This window comes from Streptomyces sp. P9-2, from assembly GCF_051903975.1.
Taxonomy (GTDB): Bacteria; Actinomycetota; Actinomycetes; order Streptomycetales; family Streptomycetaceae; genus Streptomyces; species Streptomyces cellulosae.
On sequence record NZ_CP192633.1, the window covers coordinates 5117433 to 5139955 of the forward strand.

Sequence of the window (22523 nt, forward strand, 5' to 3'; positions counted from 1 at the left end):
CAGTACTCCATTTGGGCCACGTGCGTGGATTGGCACGCCGTGCGAGTTCACGCAAGAGGTGGGACTTGGCCGCCGTTGCCCCACTCATCCGCCCCTGGACGTGGGGGACTTGTGGGGAACTTCACGCAATCGTCAGAAACGGAGGCAATGTCTGAGGCCTGAACGCGCCTTGGGGACTACGCCCCCAGGACCCGCCGCAAGTAGTCGTTGCGGAACCGCCGTTCCGGGTCCAGCCGGTCCCGCAGCGCGACGAACTCGCCGAAACGCGGATACACCCGTGAGAGGTACTCGGCGTCACGCGTGTGGATCTTCCCCCAATGGGGTCGCCCCTCGTGCGCGGTGAAGATGCGCTCGGCGGCGGTGAAGTACCGCTGGTACGGCGTCCCCTTGAACATGTGGACCGCCACGTACGCGCTCTCCCGGCCGGACGCCGTGGACAGCGTGATGTCGTCGGCCGGTGCGGTGCGCACCTCGACCGGGAAGCTCACCCGCAGCGGGGACCGGTCCACCATCGTCTTCAGCTCCCGCAGCGTGTCCACGAGCGCCTCGCGCGGCACCGCGTACTCCATCTCCACGAAGCGCACCCGGCGCGGGGAGGTGAACACCCGGTAGGGGATGTCGGTGTACGTCCGCGCGGACAGCGCCCGGCTGGAGATCTGAGCGATGGCCGGAATCGTCACCGGGGCGGCGCGGCCCACCCAGTTGGCGACCTGGAAGACCCCGTTGGAGAGGAACTCGTCCTCGAACCAGCCGCGCAGCGGCGGCACCGGGCGCTCCGGGCCGGCGCTGCGGTTGTTGCGCTTGGTGTTGGTGTTGCCGGTGTGCGGGAACCAGTAGAACTCGAAGTGCTCGTTCTCGGCGTGCAGCGCGTCGAACTCGGCGCACACCCGGTCGAACGTCATGGGCTCCTCGCGCGCGTTGAGGAGGAAGAGCGGCTCCACGGCGAAGGTGATGGCGGTGACGATGCCCAGGGCGCCGAGGCCGATCCGGGCGGCGGCGAAGACGTCCGGGTTCTCCTTCTCGGAGCAGGTGAGCACCGCGCCGTCGGCGGTGACCAGTTCGAGGCCCTTGATCTGGGCGGCGATGGAGGCGGACTCACGGCCGGTGCCGTGGGTGCCGGTGCTGGCGGCGCCGGAGACCGTCTGCTCCATGATGTCGCCCATGTTGGTCAGCGACAGACCCTCGCGCGCGAGGGCGGCGTTGAGCCGCTTCAGCGGGGTGCCTGCCTCGACGGTGACGGTGCCCGCCTCGCGGTCGATCCTCCGTATCCCCGTCAGCAGCTGAGGTCGTACGAGCAGGCCCTCGGTCGCGGCTATGGAGGTGAAGGAGTGGCCGGTTCCCACCGCCTTGACCGGCAGCCCGTCCTCGGCGGCCCGGCGCACGGCGTCGGCCAGCTCGTCGACCGAAGCCGGCGTGACCTCCCGGGCCGGCCGGACGGAGACGGTGCCGCCCCAGTTACGCCACGTGCCGTTCCTCGCGCTCGTCGTGCTCGTCGTGCTGACCAACGAAGCCTCCCCGACCCGGAGCCGGCCGCTTGAGCCGGCGGTACCCGAGGAAACCGACCGCGACCGCGACGGCCCCGGCGGCCGCCGGAACCCCGTACCCGGCGCGCGCCCCGGCCGCGTCGATCACCCAGCCGCCGGCGGAGGAGCCGAGGGCGATGCCGACCGCGAGCCCGGTGCTCACCCAGGTCATGCCCTCGGTGAGCTGCGCGCGAGGTACGTGCTCTTCGATGAGGGACATGGTCGTGATCATCGTGGGAGCGATGGACAGACCCGCAACGAACAGCGCCACGGCCAGAAACGGCAAGTTCCCGACCAGTAGGAGTGGGATCATACTCACGGCCATGGCGCAAACGCCGAGCAGCCACCGGCGTTCCGGTGCCCCCGCGAAATGCAGCAGCCCGAACACCAGACCGGCCACACAGGAACCCAGGGCGTACACGGCGAGGACCACGCTGGCCGCGGCCTTGTGCCCCTCCTCCTCGGCGAAGGCCACCGTCACCACGTCCACCGCGCCGAAGATCGTGCCCGTCGCCACGAACGTCGCCACCAGCACCCGCAGACCGCGCGAACGCAGCGCCGATCCGCCGCCCTTGCGCTCACGCGGGTGCGGCTCCGGCTCGGTGGCGCGCTGCGCGGTGAGCCAGAAGACGCCCACCGCCAGGAAGCAGGCCGCCAACAGCGGGCCGGCCTCCGGGAACCAGGCCGTGGACAGCCCGATGGAGACGATCGGGCCGACGATGAAGCACACCTCGTCGACCACCGACTCGAACGAATAGGCGGTGTGCAGGCTCGGGGTACCGCGGTACAGCGCCGCCCAGCGGGCCCGGACCATCGCGCCGAGGCTCGGCACACAGCCGATCCCCACGCACGCGGCGAACAGCACCCACTCCGGCCAGGAGAAGTGCACGGCGAGCAGCAGCACCGTCGCCGCGGCCAGCGACAGCAGCGTGGCCGGACGCAGCACCCGGCGCTGCCCGTACTGGTCCACCAGCCGTGAGACCTGAGGGCCCACCAGCGCGGCGGACAGCGCGATGGTCGCCGAGAGGGCGCCCGCCAGCCCGTACCGGCCGGTCACCTGGGAGATCATCGTGACCACGCCGATGCCCATCATGGACAGCGGCATCCGGCCGAGGAACCCCGCGGCGGAGAAGGCCTTGCTGCCGGGGGCGGCGAACAGGGCGCGGTAGGGGCTGGGCACGGGGTCTCCGGAAGATCAGTAAGGTGCTATCGCAGTCGATACAGATTACCGGCGACATCACCCGTTTGCGCCGGTGATGTACGGCACCTTCTTTTCGTGACACCCCGGCCCCCGTGCCCGTTGTCGGTGCCGGGTGGGAGGATCGAGACATGTCTGACGTGCTCGATGCCAGTCCCTACGACGCCCTGCTCCTGCTCTCCTTCGGCGGCCCGGAAGGCCCGGACGACGTCGTCCCGTTCCTGGAGAACGTGACGCGCGGGCGGGGCATCCCCAAGGAACGCCTCAAGGAAGTCGGGCAGCACTACTTCCAGTTCGGCGGGGTCAGCCCCATCAACGACCAGAACCGCGCCCTGCTGGACGCGCTGCGCAAGGACTTCGCCGAGCACGGCCTGGACCTGCCGGTGTACTGGGGCAACCGCAACTGGGCGCCCTACCTCACCGACACCCTCCGCGAGATGGTCCGCGACGGCCGCCGCCGCATCATCGTCCTCGCCACCAGCGCCTACGCCTCCTACTCCGGCTGCCGCCAGTACCGGGAGAACCTCGCCGACGCGCTCGCCACGCTGGAGACGGAGGGGCTGGAGCTGCCGAAGATCGACAAGCTGCGGCACTACTTCAACCACCCCGGCTTCGTCGAGCCCATGGTCGACGGCGTGGTCCGCTCGCTCGCCGACCTCCCCGACGACGTCCGCGACGGCGCCCACATCGCCTTCTGCACCCACTCCATCCCCACCGCCGCCGCGGACACCTCCGGCCCCGTCGAGGCGCACGGCGACGGCGGCGCGTACGTCGCGCAGCACCTGGACGTGGCCCGGCTGATCGCCGACGCCGTCCGCGAGCGCACGGGCGTCGACCACCCGTGGCAGCTCGTGTACCAGTCCCGCTCCGGCGCCCCGCACATCCCGTGGCTGGAGCCCGACATCTGCGACCACCTCGAGGAGCGGAAGGCCGCCGGCGTCCCGGCGGTCGTCATGGCGCCCATCGGCTTCGTCTCGGACCACATGGAGGTCCTGTACGACCTCGACACGGAGGCCACCGCCAAGGCGGAGGAGCTGGGGCTGCCGGTGCGCCGCTCGGCGACCGTCGGCGACGACCCGCGCTTCGCCGCCGCCGTCCGCGAGCTGGTGCTGGAGCGCGCCGCGACCGAGAGCGGGCGGGACGTCACCCGGTGCGCCCTGGGCGCGCTCGGCCCCAGCCACGACCTGTGCCCGGTGGGCTGCTGCCCGGCCCGCGCCCCGCGTCCCGCCGCCGCGGGCGCCGACAGCCCCTACGCGTGAGGAGCCCCGTGACCGACCCCCTGCACGCGGAACTGCTGGAGCTGGCCCGGGAGGCCGCCCGGCGCGCCGGTGAGCTGCTGCGCGACGGCCGGCCTGCCGATCTCGCGGTCGCCGCCACCAAGTCCAGCGCGGTCGACGTCGTCACCGAGATGGACCTCGCGGCGGAGAAGCTGATCACCGGGCTGATCGCCGAGCGCCGCCCGGACGACGGCGTCCTCGGCGAGGAGGGCGCCTCCACGGCCGGCAGCAGCGGCGTCCGCTGGGTCGTCGACCCCCTCGACGGCACGGTGAACTACCTGTACGGGCTGCCCACCTGGGCCGTCTCCGTGGCGGCCGAGCAGGACGGCGTGGCCGTGGCCGGCGCGGTGTTCGCCCCGATGCGTGGCGAGGAGTACCACGCGGTGCTGGGCGGCGGGGCGTGGGCCACGGGCGCGTGGGAGGGCGAGCGGCGCCTGGCCTGCCGGCCGTCGCCGCCGCTGGACCAGGCCCTGGTCTCCACCGGCTTCAACTACGTCGCCGAGGTCCGCGAGGAGCAGGCCGAGATCGCCCGTCGCCTGATCCCGCTGGTCCGGGACATCCGCCGCGGCGGCTCGGCGGCGATCGACCTCTGCGACGTGGCGGCGGGCCGCCTGGACGGCTACTACGAACGCGGCCTCCACCCGTGGGACGTGGCAGCGGGCGCCCTGATAGCCCGCGAGGCCGGCGCCGTGACGACCGGCCGCCATCCGGACAGCCCCCCGACGTCCGCCCTGACGGTGGCGGCGTCCCCGGGCGTGCTGGAACCGCTCCTCGGCCTTCTGAGGAAGTTCGGGGCGTAGGGATCGCGTGACGCCGCCGACCATGTGGGACGCGGCCACGGTCCGGGCGGCCGCCGGCCCGCACGGCGGCCGGATGCCGACTGGGCCGGACCGCGTCCGTGGCGCCGCCGACCGGGTGCCTTCCGGCGGCTGGTCAGCGGCCTCGCGCCCGCGTTCACCACAACGGGCCCCGGTGGATCCTTCCACCGGGGCCCGTCGGGCGTTCCGTGTGCCGCTCAGGCGCTGTGGGCGCTGACTTCCACGCCGTGTTCGGCCGCGAGGCGGCGCAGGTCGTCGAGTTCGCCCTGCTCCACTTCGACGAGGAAGTCGTCGCCCTCGTCGCGGGCCCGCGACAGGTCGGACTCGGTCGCCTTTATGCGCTGCAGAAGTCCTGCGGTGAATGCGTCCATGCTGCGCCCCCTCGTCCTGGGTCGGTGGGTCGGTGGGTCGGTGGCACGGGGGTGTGCCGTCGGAAGGGACGATCACGTCCGTGGCGGATGCCCGGCGCCGCTCGGCCGGGCGGCGACGGTACCGGACATCCACGCCCGCTCTGCGGAAGCGGACCGTGTGCACCGCATGGTGGTGCGGTACAAGCAGAGCGTGATCGCGGGATGTAAACCCGTCCTCCCCAAGCTCCCTCCCGCGGAAACCTAACCTCGCGAGAAAATCTCGTATTCCCGCCCCGTTCGCCCGCACGTTCCCCGGTCCCCGGGCCGTCGGTCACCCCCTGTTCCGGCCGCCTTACAGCCGACTTACGGCCGAAAAGGGCAGGATGGAGGCAACAACACCCACCCGTACCCCTGCCCGAAGTGCGTGCCCTCGCGGCCCGCCGGGCGGGTCATGAGGAAGGACAAGCGACGTGCGCGTACTCGTCGTCGAGGACGAGCAGCTGCTCGCCGATGCGGTGGCCACCGGACTGCGCCGGGAGGCCATGGCCGTCGACGTCGTGTACGACGGTGCGGCCGCCCTGGAGCGCATCGGCGTCAACGACTACGACGTGGTCGTCCTCGACCGCGACCTCCCCCTGGTCCACGGCGACGACGTCTGCCGCAAGATCGTCGAACTCGGTATGCCCACGCGCGTGCTGATGCTGACGGCGTCCGGCGACGTCAGCGACCGCGTCGAGGGACTCGAGATCGGCGCCGACGACTACCTGCCCAAGCCGTTCGCCTTCAGCGAGCTCATCGCCCGCGTGCGGGCGCTCGGCCGGCGGACCAGCGTGCCCCTGCCCCCCGTCCTGGAGCGGGCCGGGATCAAGCTGGACCCCAACCGCCGCGAGGTCTTCCGCGACGGCAAGGAGGTCCAGCTCGCGCCGAAGGAGTTCGCCGTGCTGGAGGTCCTCATGCGCAGCGAGGGTGCCGTGGTCTCCGCGGAGCAGCTGCTGGAGAAGGCCTGGGACGAGAACACCGACCCGTTCACCAACGTGGTCCGCGTGACCGTCATGACCCTGCGCCGCAAGCTGGGCGAGCCGCCGGTCATCGTGACCGTGCCCGGCTCCGGATACCGGATCTGATCACCCGACATGGCTGCCACTCCCGCGCCCCCCACCGCGCCCCCCAAGCCCACCTGGGACCCCCGGTCGCCCACCCCCATGCCGTGGCTGCGTCCCACCATCCGCATACGGCTCACCCTGCTCTACGGCGGCATGTTCCTGATCGCCGGCATCCTGCTGCTGTCGATCATCTACCTGCTCGCCGCGCAGGCCCTGCGCACCGGCAGCCAGCCGCTGTTCAAGATCGTCGACTTCGACGGCCTGAAGGTGTCCAGCCAGGACTGCCCGGGCATCGCCGACGGCAACCTCTCGCTGACCGAGTTCAACAACGCGATCAGCGAGTGCATCGACGACCAGCGCCAGGTCGCCCTGGACAACCTGCTCAGCCGCTCCCTGCTGGCCCTGCTCGGTCTCGCCGTGATCGCGTTCGCCTTCGGCTACGCGATGGCCGGGCGCGTGCTGTCGCCGCTCGGCCGGATCACCCGCACCGCCCGCGCGGTGGCGGGCTCGGACCTGTCCCGCCGTATCGAGCTGGACGGCCCGGACGACGAGCTGAAGGAGCTGGCCGACACCTTCGACGACATGCTGGAGCGGCTCCAGCGCGCGTTCACCGCCCAGCAGCGCTTCGTTGGGAACGCCTCCCACGAGCTGCGCACCCCGCTGGCGATCAACCGCACGCTGCTCGAGGTGCACCTCTCCGACCCGAACGCGCCCGTGGAGCTCCAGCAGCTCGGCAAGACCCTGCTGGCCACCAACGAGCGCAGCGAGCAGCTCGTGGAGGGCCTGCTGCTGCTCGCCCGCAGCGACAACCAGATCGTGGAGCGGGGCCCCGTCGACCTCGCGGAGGTGGCCGGCCAGGCCATCGACCAGGTCGCCTCCGAGGCCGAGTCCCGGCACGTGACGATCCGCGGCACGCGTCGCCCCGCCGTGGTCCAGGGCAACGGCGTCCTGCTGGAGCGGATCGCCCTGAACCTGGTGCAGAACGCCGTGCGGTACAACGTCCCGGAGGACGGCTGGGTGGAGGTCACCACGGACGTCCAGCACGGCCAGGCGGTCCTCGTGGTGTCCAACACCGGCCCTGTCGTCCCGGCGTACGAGGTGGAGAACCTCTTCGAGCCGTTCCGCAGGCTGCGCACCGAGCGGACGGGCAGCGACAAGGGCGTGGGACTGGGTCTGTCGATCGTGCGGTCGGTCGCCCGGGCGCACGGCGGGCACATCTACGCGCAGCCGAGGGAGGGCGGAGGTCTCGTGATGCGTGTCACCCTTCCGATCTGACATCATGCCCCGGCCCCGGCCCGTGTTCGCTTTGGGCGGAATTTTCGAGCATCCCCACGATCGAATTCATGTGTGATCGATCACAGGCGCGTCGATTCGGCCATCTACTCTCCGTGATCATGAACCCCGTCGGAAGGCCGGAAAAGTCCCGGTTTTCAGGGGTCCCGTTCACGGGAAGTACACGGTGAGGTGCCTTTGTAGTGCGGCATCGGGACCGTGTACGGTCCCCATCGCCATCCAAGCCGATCACTCATGAGGAGTCCGGTTGGGTGTCGATTGAGTAACAGACCTTGATGTGAGGCAAAATCTCCGCCTCAGGTCGGGCACAAGTCCGGCCTCTCACGCGTTACGTGCGCTGGAGACACCGCATACACCCAGAGGGGGAGAGCGACATGGCTACCGACTACGACACTCCACGCAAGACCGACGACGACGTCGACTCGGACAGCCTGGAAGAGCTGAAGGCCCGGCGGAACGACAAGTCGGCCTCGGCCGTGGACGTCGACGAGTTCGAGGCCGCGGAAGGACTCGAACTGCCCGGAGCGGACCTCTCGAACGAAGAGCTGGCCGTCCGGGTCCTGCCCAAGCAGCAGGACGAGTTCACCTGCATGAGCTGCTTCCTGGTGCACCACCGCAGCCAGCTGGCCCGCGAGAAGAACGGCCAGCCGATCTGCCGCGACTGCGACTGAGGCGGGGTCGGCCGTGACTGGCTCGACCCCACCGCGGAAGCGCCGCTTCTTCTCGAAGGGAGCGGACCAAGGGTCCACCGAGGACCCACAGCACGACACGCGTGATCCCGAGCGAGGCTGGACCGGTGACGGGGCGGCCTCGCTCGAAGCGCCGGCCGGCCGGGGTGACCTCCCGGCGTCCCTGGAGGTCACCACGCCCGTGGCGCGCAGGCGCACCGCCGTCGTCCGAAGGAAGGCCCTGGAAGGCGTCCGCAAGGGCGGAGCACGCGCCCGCGCGGGTCTGGCGCACCTCGCCGACCGGATCATCGACATCGCCCCGCGTGTGCCCGTACGGGACCTCGCGACCCTGCGGGAGCAGTTCCCCGGGCTCGGGCCCGAGGAGATCGCCGACAAGCTCGTGGCGGGCGCCGCCAAGGCCACCGCGACGGTCGGGGCAGGCGTCGGAGCGGCGGCCATGATGCCCGTGCCGCCCGCGATGCCGACCGAGCTGGCCGCCGAGGTCACCGGCGTCGCCGCGATCGAGCTGAAGCTGATCGCCGAACTGCATGAGGTCTACGGCGTACGGCCCGCCGGCACCCTCGCCCAGCGCAGCACCGTCTACCTCGACTCCTGGTCCCAGGAGCGCGGCATCGAGGCGACCAAGCCCTCCACCGTGAGTGCCGCGCTGAACAGCCGCATGAAGCGCGAACTGCGCCAGCGGATCATGAAACGCACGGTGCGCAACCTGCCGAACCTGATGCCGTTCCTCGTCGGAGCGGCCGTCGGCGCCGTGATGAACCGGCGCGACACCAGAAAGCTCGCCGCCCGCATCCGGGACGACCTGCGCAAGGTCCAGGTCCCGTGGGACGAACTGCCCGCGCTCCCCGAACTGGAGCGCCCCGCCGACGCCCTTCCCGAGCACGCCCTGGAGCTCGACATGGACGCCGACCGCCACCGGAAGGACGACGGCCTCGGATAGCCGCCCGGTGGGCCCGTGAGCGGGCCGCTACGAGGCGTCCGCCCCGTCCCTCGCCGTCCGCAGCGCCCGCGCCAGCCGCTCGGGCTCACGCGTGGACAGGAAGACGTACGGGGTCGGGTCCTCCGGGTCCGTGACCGTCACGCGCAGCGCGACGGGGACGTACGCCCGCAGCAGCATGAACGCGCGCGGGTCGGCCTTCGGGCCGCGCCAGGCGCGCGCCTCCTCCGCGTCCAGCACCTCCGCGTCACCCAGCGCCGACGCCGGGATCTTCGCCTCGCCCGCGATCAGATGACCGTTCACGACCCGGATCCGCACCGAGCCGTACGCGCTCACCACGACCGCCGCCGCGGCGGTCCCGCCGGCCAGCCCGACGAGCATGGGCAGGGTGCCGAACGGCAGCATGATCAGCGCGAAGGAGAGCCCGGCCAGAAGGCACAGGAACCACCAGGAGCGCGGAGCGGTGAGGCGTTCTTCGTACGGGGCGGCGGAAAGCTGCATGAAGCCAAGCTTGGCACGGTCCCGGCGGGGGTCCCGCGCCAGGGCGGACGCGTGCTCGGGCGCCTTACGCGAGGCGGGTAAGGTCTGCGGCTGTGAGTGGTAATTCCGCAGCTCTTCAGCCCCCCGCCGACGCCGTGCCGCCCGTGCGCCACCCCGACGCCCCCGCACCGGGCGAGCTCCTGGGCGCCCACTACGGGCAATGCTTCGGCTGCGGCGACGAACAGCCCCACGGGCTGCACCTCCAGGCGCGCGCCGGCGAAGGCGTGACGATCACCGCCGAGTTCACGGTGCAGCCCGCGCACCAGGGCGCCCCCGGCCTCGCCCACGGCGGCGTGCTGGCCACCGCCCTCGACGAGACGCTCGGCTCGCTGAACTGGCTGCTCCGCGTCATCGCCGTCACCGGACGGCTGGAGACCGACTTCGTCCGGCCCGTGCCCGTCGGCACCGTGCTGCACCTCAAGGCCGAGGTGACCGCCGTCGCCGGACGGAAGATCTACTGCACCGCCACCGGACACATCGGCGGCCCCGACGGACCCGTCGCCGTCCGCGCGGACGCCCTGTTCATCGAGGTCAAGGTGGACCACTTCATCGACCACGGCCGCCAGGAGGAGATCCGGGCCGCCATGGACGACCCCGACCAGGTCCGCCGGGCCCGCGCCTTCGAGGTGAACCCGTGAGCGCCGGCCGCGGGGAGCTCGAGGTGCTCATCCGGCGCGTCGACCCGGACGTACCGCTTCCTGCGTACGAGCACCCCGGCGACGCGGGGGCCGATCTGCGCACCACCGAGGCCTGCGAGCTGGCCCCGGGGGAGCGGGCCGTGCTGCCCACCGGGGTGTCTGTCGCGCTCCCGGAGGGGTACGCGGCCTTCGTGCACCCGCGATCCGGCCTTGCCGCCCGCTGCGGCGTCGCCCTGGTGAATGCCCCGGGGACGATTGATGCCGGGTACCGTGGGGAGATCAAGGTGATCGTGGTGAATCTCGACCCGCGCGAGTCCGTGCGGTTCGAGCGCTTCGACCGGATTGCCCAACTGGTCGTCCAACAGGTCGAGAGGGTGCGCTTCGTGTCGGTCGCGCGGCTGCCCGCATCGGCCCGGGCCGAGGGGGGCTTCGGATCCACCGGAGGCCATGCCGCGGTGGAAGGTAAGAGCGGCACAAGCGTTCAGGCCGCCGAGGGCGGTACAGCGGGTGGGAATCGATACGCTTCGGTCGTATCCGACCGGGAAGGACAGTGACGTGTTCGGACGTCGCAAGAAGAGGGATGCCGCCGACGGTGCGGCCGGCGAGGCCGAGCAGGTCGTCGACGGTGTCGGCGCGGAGGCGGACGAGGAGAACGGGCGCGTGAGGCTCGAGCCCGCGCCCCGGCCCGACGGGCCCTGGGACAGCTCCGAGGTCCGCGAGCCCGGCGAGGGCCGGGTCGATCTGGGCGGTCTGTTCGTGCCCGGTGTGGACGGCATGGAACTGCGCGTGGAGGTCGCGGGCGACGCGATCGTCGCGGCCACCGTCGTGCTGCAGGACAGCGCCATCCAGCTGCAGGCCTTCGCCGCGCCCAAGCGCGAGGGCATCTGGGGTGAGGTGCGCGAGGAGATCGCCGCCGGCATCACCCAGCAGGGCGGCATCATCGACGAGGTCGAGGGTCCGCTGGGCTGGGAGCTGCGCGCCCAGGTCCCGGTGCAGCTGCCGGACGGCACGGGCGGCTTCCAGGTCGTGCGGTTCGTCGGCGTGGACGGCCCCCGCTGGTTCCTGCGCGGAGTGATCTCCGGGCAGGGCGCGGTGCAGCCGCAGGCGGCCGGTCTGCTGGAGCAGATCTTCCGGGACACGGTGGTGGTGCGAGGGGACGGGCCCATGGCCCCGCGCGATCCGATCGTGCTGAAGCTGCCGAACGATGCGCAGATGGTGCCGGAGAACGTGCAGCAGGAGGAGGGGTCGCGGTTCGCGGGCGGGATGAGCCGGCTGCAGCGGGGGCCTGAAATCACCGAGGTGCGCTAGCGCTGTTCTTGTCGGCCCGCGGGGCCGGCCGTTCGCGGCCGGCTGCCGCGGGCCGCTGTGCTTTCCGGGGTCCGCCAGGGCCGATGAGGGGTCTGGGGGCGAAGCCCCCAGGGTCGGGACGGGAAGGGGCGGCGGGGGCGACCTCTTGGCGCAGCAACCCTTGACGCGGCATTGGTCTGGACCTACCGTCCCGGATCAGTTCGGGTGTTCAAAGGGACGCCCACTGTTCATGTACGGGAACGGATGGCCCCCACATGTCATCTCCACGCCCCCACCGCAGCCGCCTCCTGTTCGCCCTCCTGACCACCGCCCTCGCCGGCACCCTCACCCTCCACCCCACCGCCCCACCCGCCCAGGCGGCGGCCCCCGCCACCTTCACCCACCCCGGCGTCACCGTCTCCAAGCCCCAGCTCGACTTCGCCCGCACCAAGGTCCTCGCCGGCGCCCAGCCCTGGAAGACCGCCTACGACCGCATGGCGGCGAGCAAGTACGCCGACCTCGACCGCACCCCCAAACCCCGCGCGATCGTGGAGTGCGGCTCGTACTCCAACCCCAACCTCGGCTGCACGGACGAACGCGAGGACGCGATCGCCGCGTACACCCAGGCCCTCATGTGGTCCGTCACCCGCGACGCCCGCCACGCCGCCAAGGCCATCCAGCTCATGGACGCCTGGTCCGCCGTGATCCGCGACCACACCAACAGCAACGCGCCCCTGCAGACCGGCTGGGCCGGCTCCTCCTGGGCCAAGGCCGCCGAGATCGTCAAGCACACCTACACCGGCGGCTGGCCCCACCAGAACCGCTTCGCCACCGTGCTGCGCGACGTCTACCTGCCCGAGATCATCAACGGCTCCAACTCCAACGGGAACTGGGAGCTGACGATGATGGAGGCCGCCGTCGGCATCTCCGTCTTCCTGGAGGACCGCGCCTCGTACGACAAGGCGATGGCGACGTTCCGCACCCGTGCCGCCGCCTACGTCTACCTGGCGTCCGACGGACCCCTGCCGAGGACCGTCCCCAGCCAGAACCTCGACACCCGCGACAAGATCGTCCGGTACTGGCAGAACCAGTCCACCTTCGTCACCGGCCTCACCCAGGAGACCTGCCGCGACCTCACGCACACCGGCTACGGCATCTCCTCCCTCTCGCACGTCGCCGAGACCAGCCGTATCCAGGGCCAGGACCTCTACGGCACCGACGTCGGCGAGCGGCTGCGGCACGCGCTCGGCTTCCAGGCGAAGTACGAGCAGGGCGAGCCCGTGCCCGGCTGGCTGTGCGGCGGCTCGCTGCACCTCGGCCTCGGCCCGGTCACCGAGGTCGGCCACAACGCGATGCACAACCGCCTCGGCTTCGCCATGACCAACACCCAGGCGCTGACCGAGCGCACCCGTCCCGCCGGCACCAACAACCTGTTCGTCGCCTGGGAGACCCTCACCCACGGCGACAATCCCGCCTGACCCTGTTGATCGACCGGGCGCCGGACGGCGATACTGGCGCCCGGTCCGCGGGGGAGGGCATCCACACATGGGACGGACGATCACCGACGTCATGGTGCGCGTCGAGGACGTGCACAAGTCGTACGGCAGCGGCGCCGCCGCCGTGCACGCGCTGCGGGGCGTCTCCTTCGAGGTCCCGCGCGGCGAACTCGTCGCCCTCAAGGGACGCTCAGGATCGGGCAAGACCACCCTGCTGAACATCGTCGGAGGCCTGGACACCCCGGACCGGGGACGGGTCGACGTCGACGGCCGCGACCTCGCCGGCCTCGACGAGGACGGCCTGCTCGCCCTGCGCCGCGACCACGTCGGCTTCGTCTTCCAGTCCTTCGGCCTCATCCCCATCCTCGGCGCCGCCGAGAACGTCGGCGTCCCGCTGAGGCTGCGCGGCGCGGACCCCCGCGAGCGCGAGGAGCGCGTCGAACTGCTGCTGTCCCTCGTCGGCCTCGCCGACCACGCCGCCCAGCGGCCCGGCGAGCTGTCCGGCGGCCAGCAGCAGCGGGTCGCCATCGCCCGCGCCCTCGCCAACAACCCCTCCCTGCTCATCGCCGACGAGCCCACCGGCCAGCTCGACGCCGAGACCGGGCACGCCGTGATGGAGCTGGTGCGCGCCGTCGTCCGCAGCGAGAACGTCACCGCGCTCGTGGCCACCCACGACACGACCCTGCTCGACCTGGCCGACCGGGTCCTCGAACTGAGCGACGGGCAGATCATCGAGCACTGACCGGCGGCCGCCCGGCGGGCGCGTCAGGGTTGCGTCAAGGTCGGACCCCGTACCCCCGCCCGCGGGCCGGACGCTGCGTACGGCGGCCTAAGGTCGACTCCGCCAGGAGCACGACCGGAAGACAATGGGGCCATGGGACGCGGCAAGCTTCGGATCCACCTCGGCGCCGCGCCGGGTGTGGGCAAGACCTACGCGATGCTCGCCGAGGCGCACCGCCGCGCCGAACGGGGCACCGACTGCGTCGTCGCCTTCGTCGAGACGCACGGCAGGCCCCGCACCGAGGCCCTGCTGGCCGGCCTGGAGCAGGTCCCGTACCGGCGGCTGGAGCACGGTGGCACGACCGTCGCCGAGATGGACCTCGACGCCGTCCTCGCCCGCCGCCCCTGTGTCGCCCTGGTCGACGAGCTCGCCCACACCAACGCGCCCGGCTCGCGCAACGCCAAGCGCTGGCAGGACGTGGAGGAGCTGCTCGCCGCCGGGATCGACGTGCTGTCCACCGTCGGCATCCAGCACCTGGAGTCGCTGGGCGACACCGTGGAGTCCATCACCGGCGTACGCGAGGCGGAGACCGTGCCGGACGAGGTGGTGCGCCGCGCCGACCAGGTGGAACTCGTCGACATGACGCCCGAGGCGCTGCGCCGCCGCATGGCGCACGGCAACATCCACCAGCCCGACCAGGTCGACGCGGCCCTCTCCAGCTACTTCCGCCCCGGCAACCTCGCCGCCCTGCGTGAACTCGCCCTGCTGTGGGTCGCCGACCGGGTGGACGCCCACCTTCAGCGCTACCGCAGCGAGCACGCCGTCTCCGCGATCTGGGGCTCGCGCGAGCGGATCGTGGTCGGACTGACCGGCGGGCCCGAGGGCCGCACCCTCATCCGGCGCGCCGCGCGCCTCGCGGAGAAGGGCGCGGGCGGGCAGCTGCTCGCCGTGTACATATCCCGCAGCGACGGCCTCACCTCCGCCTCGCCCGGCGAGCTGGCCGCCCAGCGCACCCTCGTCGAGGACCTCGGCGGCAGCTTCCACCACGTCGTCGGCGACGACATACCGGCCGCCCTGCTCGACTTCGCGCGCGGTGCCAACGCCACCCAGATCGTGCTGGGCTCCTCCCGCCGCCGCACCTGGCAGTACGTGTTCGGCCCCGGCGTCGGAGCGACCGTCGCCCGCGACTGCGGACCCGACATGGACGTGCACATCGTCACCCACGAGGAGGCCGCCAAGGGCCGCGGACTGCCCGTCACCCGGGGCGCGCCCCTGGGACGGCTGCGGCTCGCCTGGGGATGGACGGTCGGCACGGCGGGGCCCGTCGTCCTGGCGGCGCTGCTCAGCGCCGTCGACCCGGGGCTCGCCATCGACATGCTGATGTTCCTCGCGGTCACGGTCGCCGCGGCGCTCCTCGGCGGGCTGTGGCCGGCCCTCGCCTCCGCGGCCGTCGGCTCGCTGCTGCTCAACTTCCTCTACACCCCGCCCCTGCACACCTGGAGCGTCTCCGACCCGCGGAACATCGTCGCGATCGTCGTCTTCGTCGCGGTCGGCGCGTCGGTGGCGTCCGTGGTCGACCTCGCGGCCCGGCGCACCCAGCAGGCGGCCCGGCTGCGCGCCGAGTCGGAGATCCTGTCGTTCCTCGCGGGCAACGTGCTGCGCGGCGAGACCGGCCTGGAGGACCTCCTTGAACGGGTCCGGGAGACCTTCGGCATGGAGTCCGCCGCGCTGCTGGAACGCGCCGGGGACGTCGAGCCGTGGACCTGCGCGGGCCGGGTCGGCCGGGGCCGCGCGGCCGAACGGCCGGAGGACGCCGACGTCGAGGTGCCCGTCGGCGACCACATGGCGCTGGCGCTGACCGGCCGGGTGCCGCCCGCCGAGGACCGCAGGGTGCTGGCCGCCTTCGCCGCGCAGGCCGCCGTCGTCCTGGACCGCAGACGGCTGCGCGAACAGGCCGACCGCGCCCTCGCCCTCGCCGAGGGCAACCGCATCCGCACCGCGCTCCTCGCCGCCGTCAGCCACGACCTGCGCACCCCGCTGGCCGGGATCAAGGCGGCCGTCTCCTCGTTGCGCTCCGAGGACGTCGAATGGTCCGACGAGGACCGCGCCGAGCTGCTCGAGGGCATCGAGAACGGCGCCGACCGCCTGGACCACCTGGTGGGCAACCTGCTCGACATGTCCCGTCTGCACACCGGCACGGTCACCCCGCTGATGCGCGGCACCGACCTGGACGAGGTGGTCCCCCGCGCCCTCGGCGGGGTGGCCGAGGACAGCGTCGCCCTCGACGTCCCCGAGACCCTGCCCATGGTCGACGCCGACCCCGGACTGCTGGAGCGGGCCATGGCCAACGTGATCGAGAACGCCGTGAAGTACAGCCCGCCCGGGGAGAAGGTGCTGGTCGCCGCCAGCGCCCTCGCCGACCGGGTCGAGGTGCGGGTCGTCGACCGGGGCCCCGGCGTCCCGGACGAGGCGAAGGAGCGCATCTTCGCGCCGTTCCAGCGCCACGGCGACGCCCCGCGCGGCGCCGGCGTCGGCCTGGGCCTCGCCGTCGCCCGCGGCTTCACCGAGGCCATGGGCGGCACCCTGAACGCCGACGACACGCCCGGCGGAGGCCTCACCATGACCCTCACCCTGCACGCGACCGGCGCCTCCCCGCAGGACGGCCGCGTGACCGCTCGGAACGAAAGGCGGGTGCCATGACCCGGGTGCTGGTGGTCGACGACGACCCCGCCATCGTGCGGGCCCTGGTGATCAACCTCAGGGCCCGGCAGTACGAGGTGGACTCCGCCGAGGACGGGGCGGGCGCCCTGCGCGAGGCCGCCGCCCGCCACCCGGACGTGATCGTCCTCGACCTGGGTCTGCCCGACATGGACGGCGTCGACGTCATCCGGCGACTGCGCGAGTGGAGCCGGGTGCCGGTCCTGGTGCTGTCCGCACGGCACGCCTCCGGCGAGAAGGTCCAGGCGCTGGACGCCGGCGCCGACGACTACGTCACCAAGCCCTTCGGCATGGACGAACTGCTCGCCCGCCTGCGGGCCGCCGTACGGCGCGCGGAACCCGCCGACGGGGGAGACGTGGTCGTGGAGACCGAGGCGTTCACCGTCGACCTCGCCGCGAAGAAGGTCCACCGCGACGGACGTGACGTACGGCTCACGCCCACCGAGTGGCATCTGCTGGAGGCGCTGGTGCGCGCCGGGGGCCGGCTGGTGGGGCAGCGGCAGCTGCTGCGGGAGGTGTGGGGGCCGTCGTACGGGACGGAGACCAACTACCTGCGGGTCTACATGGCGCAGCTGCGCCGCAAGCTGGAGGCGGACCCGTCCCGGCCGCGGCACCTCATCACCGAGCCCGGCATGGGCTACCGCTTCGAGAAGTGACGCGGAGCCGTTCGGACCGGGCAAGCAGAGGGTACGTAACCGTCAGTGCACCCCGGTACGCTTCAGATATGAGTGCTGTTCCTCGGTCCGAGAAGCCGGCAGGCCGGTTCCGCCGCATGCTCGACCGGCTCTCGTCCTCCCAGGAGGACCTGGAGTCGGAGGAGCTGCGCGAGGACGCCGCGACGGCGGGCTGCACGCGGATAGGTGACTGCCAGGACCGCGAGATCGTCACGGTTACTGGTACCTTGCGCACGGTCACGCAGCGGCCGCGCGCCGGAGTGCCGGCCCTGGAGGCCGAGCTGTTCGACGGTACCGCCGCGCTGGACGTGGTGTGGCTCGGCAGGCGCTCCATCACGGGGATAGAGCCGGGGCGCAAGCTGATCGCATCGGGCCGGATCGCCATGAGCCGTGGTCGCCGGGTGCTGTTCAATCCGAAATACGAACTGAGACCCCTCGGACGGGAGTAGCCGGTGACGTCGCTCGACAAGCCGACAACCGAAGAGACCTCCGCGGACACGTCCGCGGACGACGCCCGGGCGGTGACGGAAGCCGCCCTGTTCGAGGCGTTCGGCGGTGTCCGGGGCATGGTCGAGACGGTGCTGCCGGGGCTGCTCTTCGTCAGCATCTACACGGTCAACAAGAACCTGCACATGTCGGCGCTCGCCGCGCTCGGTGTGGCGCTGGTCATGGTCGTGGTCCGGCTGGCCCGCAGGGACACCGTGAAGCACGCGTTCAGCGGCGTCTTCGGCGTCGGCTTCGGCGTGGTCTTCGCGATGATGACCGGCAACGCCAAGGACTTCTACCTGCCCGGCATGCTGTACACGCTGGGCCTGGCCCTGGCGTACATCGTCACGGCGATGGCGGGCGTCCCGCTGATCGGCCTGATGCTGGGCCCGGTGTTCAAGGAGAACCTCTCCTGGCGCACCAGGAACCCGGGCCGCAAGAAGGCGTACACCAAGGCCAGCTGGGCCTGGGGCCTGATCCTGCTCGCCAAGTGCGCGATCCTCTTCCCGCTGTACTGGTGGGCGGACACCACCCAGCTCGGCTGGGTGCTGGTGGCCCTGAAGATCCCGCCGTTCCTGCTCGCCGTGTACCTGACCTGGGTGTTCCTGGCGAAGGCCCCGCCGCCGATCGACGTCTTCGCCGAGATGGAGGCGCAGGAGCGCGCGGAGGAGGAGCGGAAGGCCGCCGCCGCGGGGGAGGACGCGGGCGAGGAGGCGCCGGCGGGGCGGCACCGTCGTCGGTCCTGAGGTTTCTGGATACGCGTGAGGGGCGCCCGGAGAGATCCGGGCGCCCCTCACGTTCCGGCCGTTACGACTCCTTGCGGACCGAGAGCAGGTCCTCCAGCTGCTCCTCACGGGCCTGCGCGGCCACGAAGAGCAGCTCGTCGCCGGCCTCCAGGGAGTCCTCGCGGGTCGGAGTCAGCACCCGCGTGCCGCGGATGATCGTGACCAGCGAGGTGTCCTGCGGCCACTCCACGTCCCCGACCTGCGTGCCGGCCAGCGCGGACTCCTCCGGCAGGGTCAGCTCCACCAGGTTGGCGTCGCCGTGGCTGAAGCGCAGCAGCCGGACCAGGTCGCCGACGCTGACCGCCTCCTCCACCAGCGCCGACATCAGACGCGGCGTGGAGACGGCGACGTCCACGCCCCACGACTCGTTGAACAGCCACTCGTTCTTCGGGTTGTTCACCCGGGCGACGACGCGGGGCACGCCGTACTCGGTCTTCGCGAGCAGCGACACGACCAGGTTGACCTTGTCGTCGCCGGTCGCGGCGATGACGACGTTGCAGCGCTGGAGCGCCGCCTCGTCCAGGGACGTGATCTCGCAGGCGTCGGCGAGCAGCCACTCCGCCTGCGGGACGCGTTCCACCGAGATCGCGGTCGGCGCCTTGTCGATCAGCAGGACCTCGTGGCCGTTCTCCAGCAGCTCGCCCGCGATCGAGCGGCCCACCGCGCCGGCTCCGGCAATGGCGACCCTCATCAGCGACCGCCCTCCTCGTCGGGTCCCTTGGCGAAGGCCGCCTCGACCCGGTCGATCTCGTCCGTGCGCATCATCACGTGCACCAGGTCACCCTCCTGCAACACGGTCTGCGAGCTGGGCAGGATGGCCTCGCCGAGCCGGGTGAGGAACGCGACCCGCACGCCCGTCTCGTCCTGCAGCCGGGAGATGCGGTGCCCCACCCACGCCGGGGAGGTGTGCACCTCGGCGAGCTGCACCCCGCCGGTCGGGTCGCGCCACAGCGGCTCGGCGCCCGAGGGGAGCAGCCGGCGCAGCATCTGGTCGGCGGTCCACCGGACCGTGGCGACCGTCGGGATGCCGAGCCGCTGGTAGACCTCGGCGCGCCGGGGGTCGTAGATCCGCGCCGCGACGTTCTCGATGCCGAACATCTCGCGGGCCACCCGGGCGGCGATGATGTTGGAGTTGTCGCCGCTGGACACGGCGGCGAAGGCGCCGGCGTCCTCGATGCCTGCCTCGCGCAGGGTGTCCTGGTCGAAGCCGACGCCGGTGACCCGGCGGCCACCGAACGAGGAGCCCAGCCGGCGGAACGCGGTGGGGTCCTGGTCGATCACGGCGATCGTGTGCCCTTGTTCCTCCAGGGCCTGGGCCAGGGCGGAACCGACCCTGCCGCAGCCCATGATGACGATATGCATCGCGTTACACCGCGCTTCCTGCAGGCCGTGCGACCTTCATGACCTTCGTGCTCATGTCTCTCTTTCGGCTCGCCAGGCAACACGTCGCGGCCTGTTGGCGGCCGCCAGGAACATCATGCCGGGGCATGGGGCCACTGACGCCCCTCGGGGGCGGTTCGATGCCCTCCGCGGCGCGGTGGGGGCCGGTCGCGCAGTTCCCCGCGCCCCTTTCCGGGCGCGTTCACCGCAGCACCCCCAGGGGCGCGGGGAACTGCGCGAGCACCCACGAGGACCTAGCGGCGCGTGATACTCCGCACGCTGGCGATCGCCAGCACTCCGAGGACGACGAGGCCGGCCGCTGCGCCGATCAGTTCTGCGGTCGTGTGCATGGGACCCTCCACGAGACGTGGCGACAACGGCCGGGCATGTGGTCATACAGGCATGGGACTCCCCCGACCTGCCCAATCCGCACCCCGACGCCCCGACTTTTCACCCGGAGGGCAGCGGCCGTATGGATGCCGTATGGATCTGGGGTGGCGGGTGCGTCACCGGTCGCCGGACGGCTTACGATCCACACTTGTGTCCAAACTGACCGACGTGCCCAAACGCATCCTCATCGGGCGCGCACTACGCAGCGACCGGCTGGCCGAAACGCTCCTGCCGAAGCGCGTCGCACTCCCCGTCTTCGCCTCCGACCCGCTGTCCTCCGTGGCGTACGCGCCCGGCGAGGTCCTGCTGGTCCTGTCCATCGCGGGCCTGTCGGCGTACCACTTCAGCCCCTGGATCGCCGTCGCGGTCGTCGTGCTGATGTTCACCGTGGTCGCCTCCTACCGGCAGAACGTGCACGCGTACCCCAGCGGCGGCGGCGACTACGAGGTGGCCGGCACCAACCTCGGACCGAGGGCCGGCCTGACCGTCGCGAGCGCCCTGCTCGTCGACTACGTCCTCACCGTGGCCGTGTCGATCTCCTCCGGCATCGAGAACCTCGGCTCGGCCGTCCCCTTCGTCGTCGAGAACAAGGTGGCCTGCGCGGTCGGCGTGATCGTGCTGCTGACGCTGATGAACCTGCGCGGGGTCCGGGAGTCGGGCACACTCTTCGCGATCCCCACCTACGTCTTCGTCGCCGGCGTCTTCCTCATGATCGCGTGGGGCGCCTTCCGCGGGGTCGTCCTCGGCGACGACATGCGCGCGCCCACCGCCGACTTCGAGATCAAACCCGAGCACCCCGGCCTGGCCGGCTTCGCCCTCGTCTTCCTGCTGCTGCGCGCCTTCTCCTCCGGCTGCGCCGCCCTCACCGGCGTCGAGGCGATCTCCAACGGCGTACCGGCCTTCCGCAAGCCCAAGGCGCGCAACGCGGCGACCACCCTCGCGATGATGGGCCTGCTCGCCGTCACCATGTTCTGCGGCATCATCGCGCTGGCCTCCGCCACCGACGTACGGATGGCGGAGAACCCGGGCAAGGACCTCGTCCACAACGGCGTCCCGCTCGGCCCGGACTACGTCCAGGACCCGGTGATCTCCCAGGTCGCCGAGGCCGTCTTCGGACACGGCAGCTTCCTGTTCATCGTCCTCGCCGCCGCCACCGCGCTGGTGCTGTTCCTCGCCGCGAACACCGCCTACAACGGCTTCCCGCTGCTCGGCTCGATCCTCGCGCAGGACCGCTACCTGCCCCGCCAACTGCACACCCGCGGCGACCGTCTCGCCTTCTCCAACGGCATCGTGCTGCTCGCGGGCGCCGCGACACTGCTGGTGTGGATCTACGGCGCCGACTCGACCCGGCTGATCCAGCTGTACATCGTCGGCGTGTTCGTGTCCTTCACGCTCAGCCAGACCGGCATGGTCCGGCACTGGAACCGGCTGCTGGCCACCGAGCACGACCCCGTCGCGCGCCGCCGCATGATCCGCTCCCGGGCCATCAACGCCTTCGGCGCCTTCTTCACCGGCCTGGTGCTGGTCGTGGTGCTGCTCACCAAGTTCACCCACGGCGCCTGGGTCGCGCTGCTCGGCATGTGCATCTTCTACGCGACCATGACGGCGATCCGCCGCCACTACGACCGGGTCGCCGAGGAGATCGCCGCGCCGGACACCCCGAGCGAGGACACCGTACGGCCGTCCCGCGTCCACTCGGTCGTCCTGGTCTCCAAGGTGCACCGCCCCGCCCTGCGCGCCCTCGCCTACGCCAAGCTGCTGCGCTCCGACACCCTGGAGGCGGTCAGCGTCAACGTGGACCCCGAGGAGACCAGGGCGCTGCGCGAGGAGTGGGAGCGGCGCGGCATCGACGTCCCCCTGAAGGTGCTCGACTCCCCGTACCGGGAGGTCACCCGTCCGGTGATCGAGTACGTCAAGAGCCTGCGCGCCCAGTCGCCGCGCGACGTGGTCTCCGTGATCATCCCGGAGTACGTGGTCGGCCACTGGTACGAGCACTTCCTCCACAACCAGAGCGCGCTGCGGCTCAAGGGCCGGCTGCTGTTCACGCCGGGTGTGATGGTCACCTCGGTGCCGTACCAGCTGGAGTCCTCCGAGGCGGCGAAACTGCGCGCCCGCAGGCGGCAGGACTGGGCTGCGCCCGGCTCGGTGCGCAGGGGACCCGCAGAGCGGGCGAAGGACAGCTCGTCGCGCACGTAGACTGGTGGGCTGTTGTCCCGGGCC

Annotated in this window: 22 protein-coding genes; 16 read left to right on the top strand and 6 right to left on the bottom strand. The window is 71.8% G+C overall.

Annotated features, from left to right (window positions below; translation table 11 throughout):
- Window positions 1–176: 176 nt before the first annotated feature.
- Both ACQY0Z_RS23395 and ACQY0Z_RS23400 read right to left on the bottom strand, forming a co-directional pair.
- Window positions 177–1505: a D-arabinono-1,4-lactone oxidase gene (locus ACQY0Z_RS23395; protein ID WP_381728707.1), complete on the bottom strand. Its 1329-nt coding sequence runs from the start codon at window positions 1503–1505 to the stop codon at window positions 177–179.
- Window positions 1456–2703: an MFS transporter gene (locus ACQY0Z_RS23400; protein WP_189902367.1), complete on the bottom strand. Its 1248-nt coding sequence runs from the start codon at window positions 2701–2703 to the stop codon at window positions 1456–1458. The genes ACQY0Z_RS23395 and ACQY0Z_RS23400 overlap by 50 nt, the downstream gene beginning before the upstream one ends.
- Before the next feature lie 149 nt (window positions 2704–2852).
- On the opposite strand from ACQY0Z_RS23400, the gene ACQY0Z_RS23405 reads away from it, so the two are divergent.
- Together ACQY0Z_RS23405 and ACQY0Z_RS23410 are read left to right on the top strand one after the other, a co-directional pair.
- On the top strand, window positions 2853–3980 hold the full coding sequence (locus ACQY0Z_RS23405; protein WP_189902365.1) for a ferrochelatase: 1128 nt from the start codon (window positions 2853–2855) through the stop codon (window positions 3978–3980).
- 8 nt (window positions 3981–3988) lie between these two features.
- Window positions 3989–4798 (top strand): inositol monophosphatase family protein, encoded by an 810-nt coding sequence (locus ACQY0Z_RS23410; protein WP_189902363.1) that lies wholly within the window; start codon window positions 3989–3991, stop codon window positions 4796–4798.
- 215 nt (window positions 4799–5013) lie between these two features.
- On the opposite strand, the gene ACQY0Z_RS23415 is transcribed toward ACQY0Z_RS23410, so the two are convergent.
- The gene (locus tag ACQY0Z_RS23415) at window positions 5014–5187 is read right to left on the bottom strand and encodes a hypothetical protein (protein WP_189902362.1); all 174 of its coding nucleotides are present in this window, start codon (window positions 5185–5187) and stop codon (window positions 5014–5016) included.
- Window positions 5188–5636: 449 nt separating this feature from the next.
- On the opposite strand from ACQY0Z_RS23415, the gene ACQY0Z_RS23420 reads away from it, so the two are divergent.
- The 4 genes from ACQY0Z_RS23420 to ACQY0Z_RS23435 all read left to right on the top strand — a co-directional run bounded on the left by ACQY0Z_RS23420 (window position 5637) and on the right by ACQY0Z_RS23435 (window position 9191).
- Window positions 5637–6290, top strand: coding sequence for a response regulator transcription factor (locus tag ACQY0Z_RS23420; protein WP_003993508.1), 654 nt, complete (start codon window positions 5637–5639; stop codon window positions 6288–6290).
- Between the two features lie 9 nt (window positions 6291–6299).
- Complete coding sequence (locus tag ACQY0Z_RS23425) at window positions 6300–7544, top strand: sensor histidine kinase (RefSeq protein WP_189902360.1); 1245 nt, start codon at window positions 6300–6302, stop codon at window positions 7542–7544.
- Between the two features lie 392 nt (window positions 7545–7936).
- Window positions 7937–8233 (top strand): DUF4193 domain-containing protein, encoded by a 297-nt coding sequence (locus tag ACQY0Z_RS23430; protein WP_003993510.1) that lies wholly within the window; start codon window positions 7937–7939, stop codon window positions 8231–8233.
- A 13-nt stretch (window positions 8234–8246) separates the two neighbouring features.
- Window positions 8247–9191: a hypothetical protein gene (locus ACQY0Z_RS23435; protein WP_189902358.1), complete on the top strand. Its 945-nt coding sequence runs from the start codon at window positions 8247–8249 to the stop codon at window positions 9189–9191.
- 27 nt (window positions 9192–9218) lie between these two features.
- Here the strand turns inward: ACQY0Z_RS23435 and ACQY0Z_RS23440 are convergent, their stop codons facing one another.
- Window positions 9219–9689 (bottom strand): DUF3093 domain-containing protein, encoded by a 471-nt coding sequence (locus ACQY0Z_RS23440; protein WP_439812756.1) that lies wholly within the window; start codon window positions 9687–9689, stop codon window positions 9219–9221.
- Between the two features lie 92 nt (window positions 9690–9781).
- On the opposite strand from ACQY0Z_RS23440, the gene ACQY0Z_RS23445 reads away from it, so the two are divergent.
- The 9 genes from ACQY0Z_RS23445 to ACQY0Z_RS23485 all read left to right on the top strand — a co-directional run bounded on the left by ACQY0Z_RS23445 (window position 9782) and on the right by ACQY0Z_RS23485 (window position 18494).
- A complete protein-coding gene (locus ACQY0Z_RS23445; protein WP_189902355.1) occupies window positions 9782–10366 on the top strand; it encodes a hotdog domain-containing protein in 585 nt (194 codons plus the stop codon).
- Window positions 10363–10920, top strand: coding sequence for a dUTP diphosphatase (gene dut / locus ACQY0Z_RS23450; protein ID WP_381731302.1), 558 nt, complete (start codon window positions 10363–10365; stop codon window positions 10918–10920). The genes ACQY0Z_RS23445 and dut overlap by 4 nt, the downstream gene beginning before the upstream one ends.
- 1 nt (window position 10921) lies before the next feature.
- Window positions 10922–11674 carry a DUF3710 domain-containing protein gene (locus ACQY0Z_RS23455; protein ID WP_189902351.1) on the top strand — a complete coding sequence of 251 codons (753 nt, stop codon included), beginning with the start codon at window positions 10922–10924 and terminating at the stop codon, window positions 11672–11674.
- A gap of 254 nt (window positions 11675–11928) precedes the next feature.
- On the top strand, window positions 11929–13131 hold the full coding sequence (locus ACQY0Z_RS23460) for an alginate lyase family protein (protein ID WP_439812757.1): 1203 nt from the start codon (window positions 11929–11931) through the stop codon (window positions 13129–13131).
- 67 nt (window positions 13132–13198) lie between these two features.
- Window positions 13199–13891 carry an ABC transporter ATP-binding protein gene (locus ACQY0Z_RS23465; protein WP_189902347.1) on the top strand — a complete coding sequence of 231 codons (693 nt, stop codon included), beginning with the start codon at window positions 13199–13201 and terminating at the stop codon, window positions 13889–13891.
- 132 nt (window positions 13892–14023) lie between these two features.
- Window positions 14024–16570 (top strand): ATP-binding protein, encoded by a 2547-nt coding sequence (locus tag ACQY0Z_RS23470; RefSeq protein ID WP_254587591.1) that lies wholly within the window; start codon window positions 14024–14026, stop codon window positions 16568–16570.
- A complete protein-coding gene (locus tag ACQY0Z_RS23475; RefSeq protein WP_189902343.1) occupies window positions 16567–17244 on the top strand; it encodes a response regulator in 678 nt (225 codons plus the stop codon). Before ACQY0Z_RS23470 ends, ACQY0Z_RS23475 begins: the two co-directional genes overlap by 4 nt.
- 68 nt (window positions 17245–17312) lie before the next feature.
- A complete protein-coding gene (locus tag ACQY0Z_RS23480; protein WP_078504644.1) occupies window positions 17313–17711 on the top strand; it encodes an OB-fold nucleic acid binding domain-containing protein in 399 nt (132 codons plus the stop codon).
- 3 nt (window positions 17712–17714) lie between these two features.
- Entirely contained in the window at window positions 17715–18494 is a 780-nt protein-coding gene (locus ACQY0Z_RS23485; RefSeq protein ID WP_439812758.1) for a DUF3159 domain-containing protein, read from the top strand.
- A 61-nt stretch (window positions 18495–18555) separates the two neighbouring features.
- On the opposite strand, the gene ACQY0Z_RS23490 is transcribed toward ACQY0Z_RS23485, so the two are convergent.
- Together ACQY0Z_RS23490 and ACQY0Z_RS23495 are read right to left on the bottom strand one after the other, a co-directional pair.
- A complete protein-coding gene (locus ACQY0Z_RS23490) occupies window positions 18556–19224 on the bottom strand; it encodes a potassium channel family protein (RefSeq protein WP_037930094.1) in 669 nt (222 codons plus the stop codon).
- A complete protein-coding gene (locus tag ACQY0Z_RS23495) occupies window positions 19224–19895 on the bottom strand; it encodes a potassium channel family protein (RefSeq protein ID WP_189902340.1) in 672 nt (223 codons plus the stop codon). Before ACQY0Z_RS23495 ends, ACQY0Z_RS23490 begins: the two co-directional genes overlap by 1 nt.
- A 558-nt stretch (window positions 19896–20453) precedes the next feature.
- On the opposite strand from ACQY0Z_RS23495, the gene ACQY0Z_RS23500 reads away from it, so the two are divergent.
- Entirely contained in the window at window positions 20454–22499 is a 2046-nt protein-coding gene (locus tag ACQY0Z_RS23500) for an APC family permease (RefSeq protein WP_189902338.1), read from the top strand.
- Window positions 22500–22523: the final 24 nt, after the last annotated feature.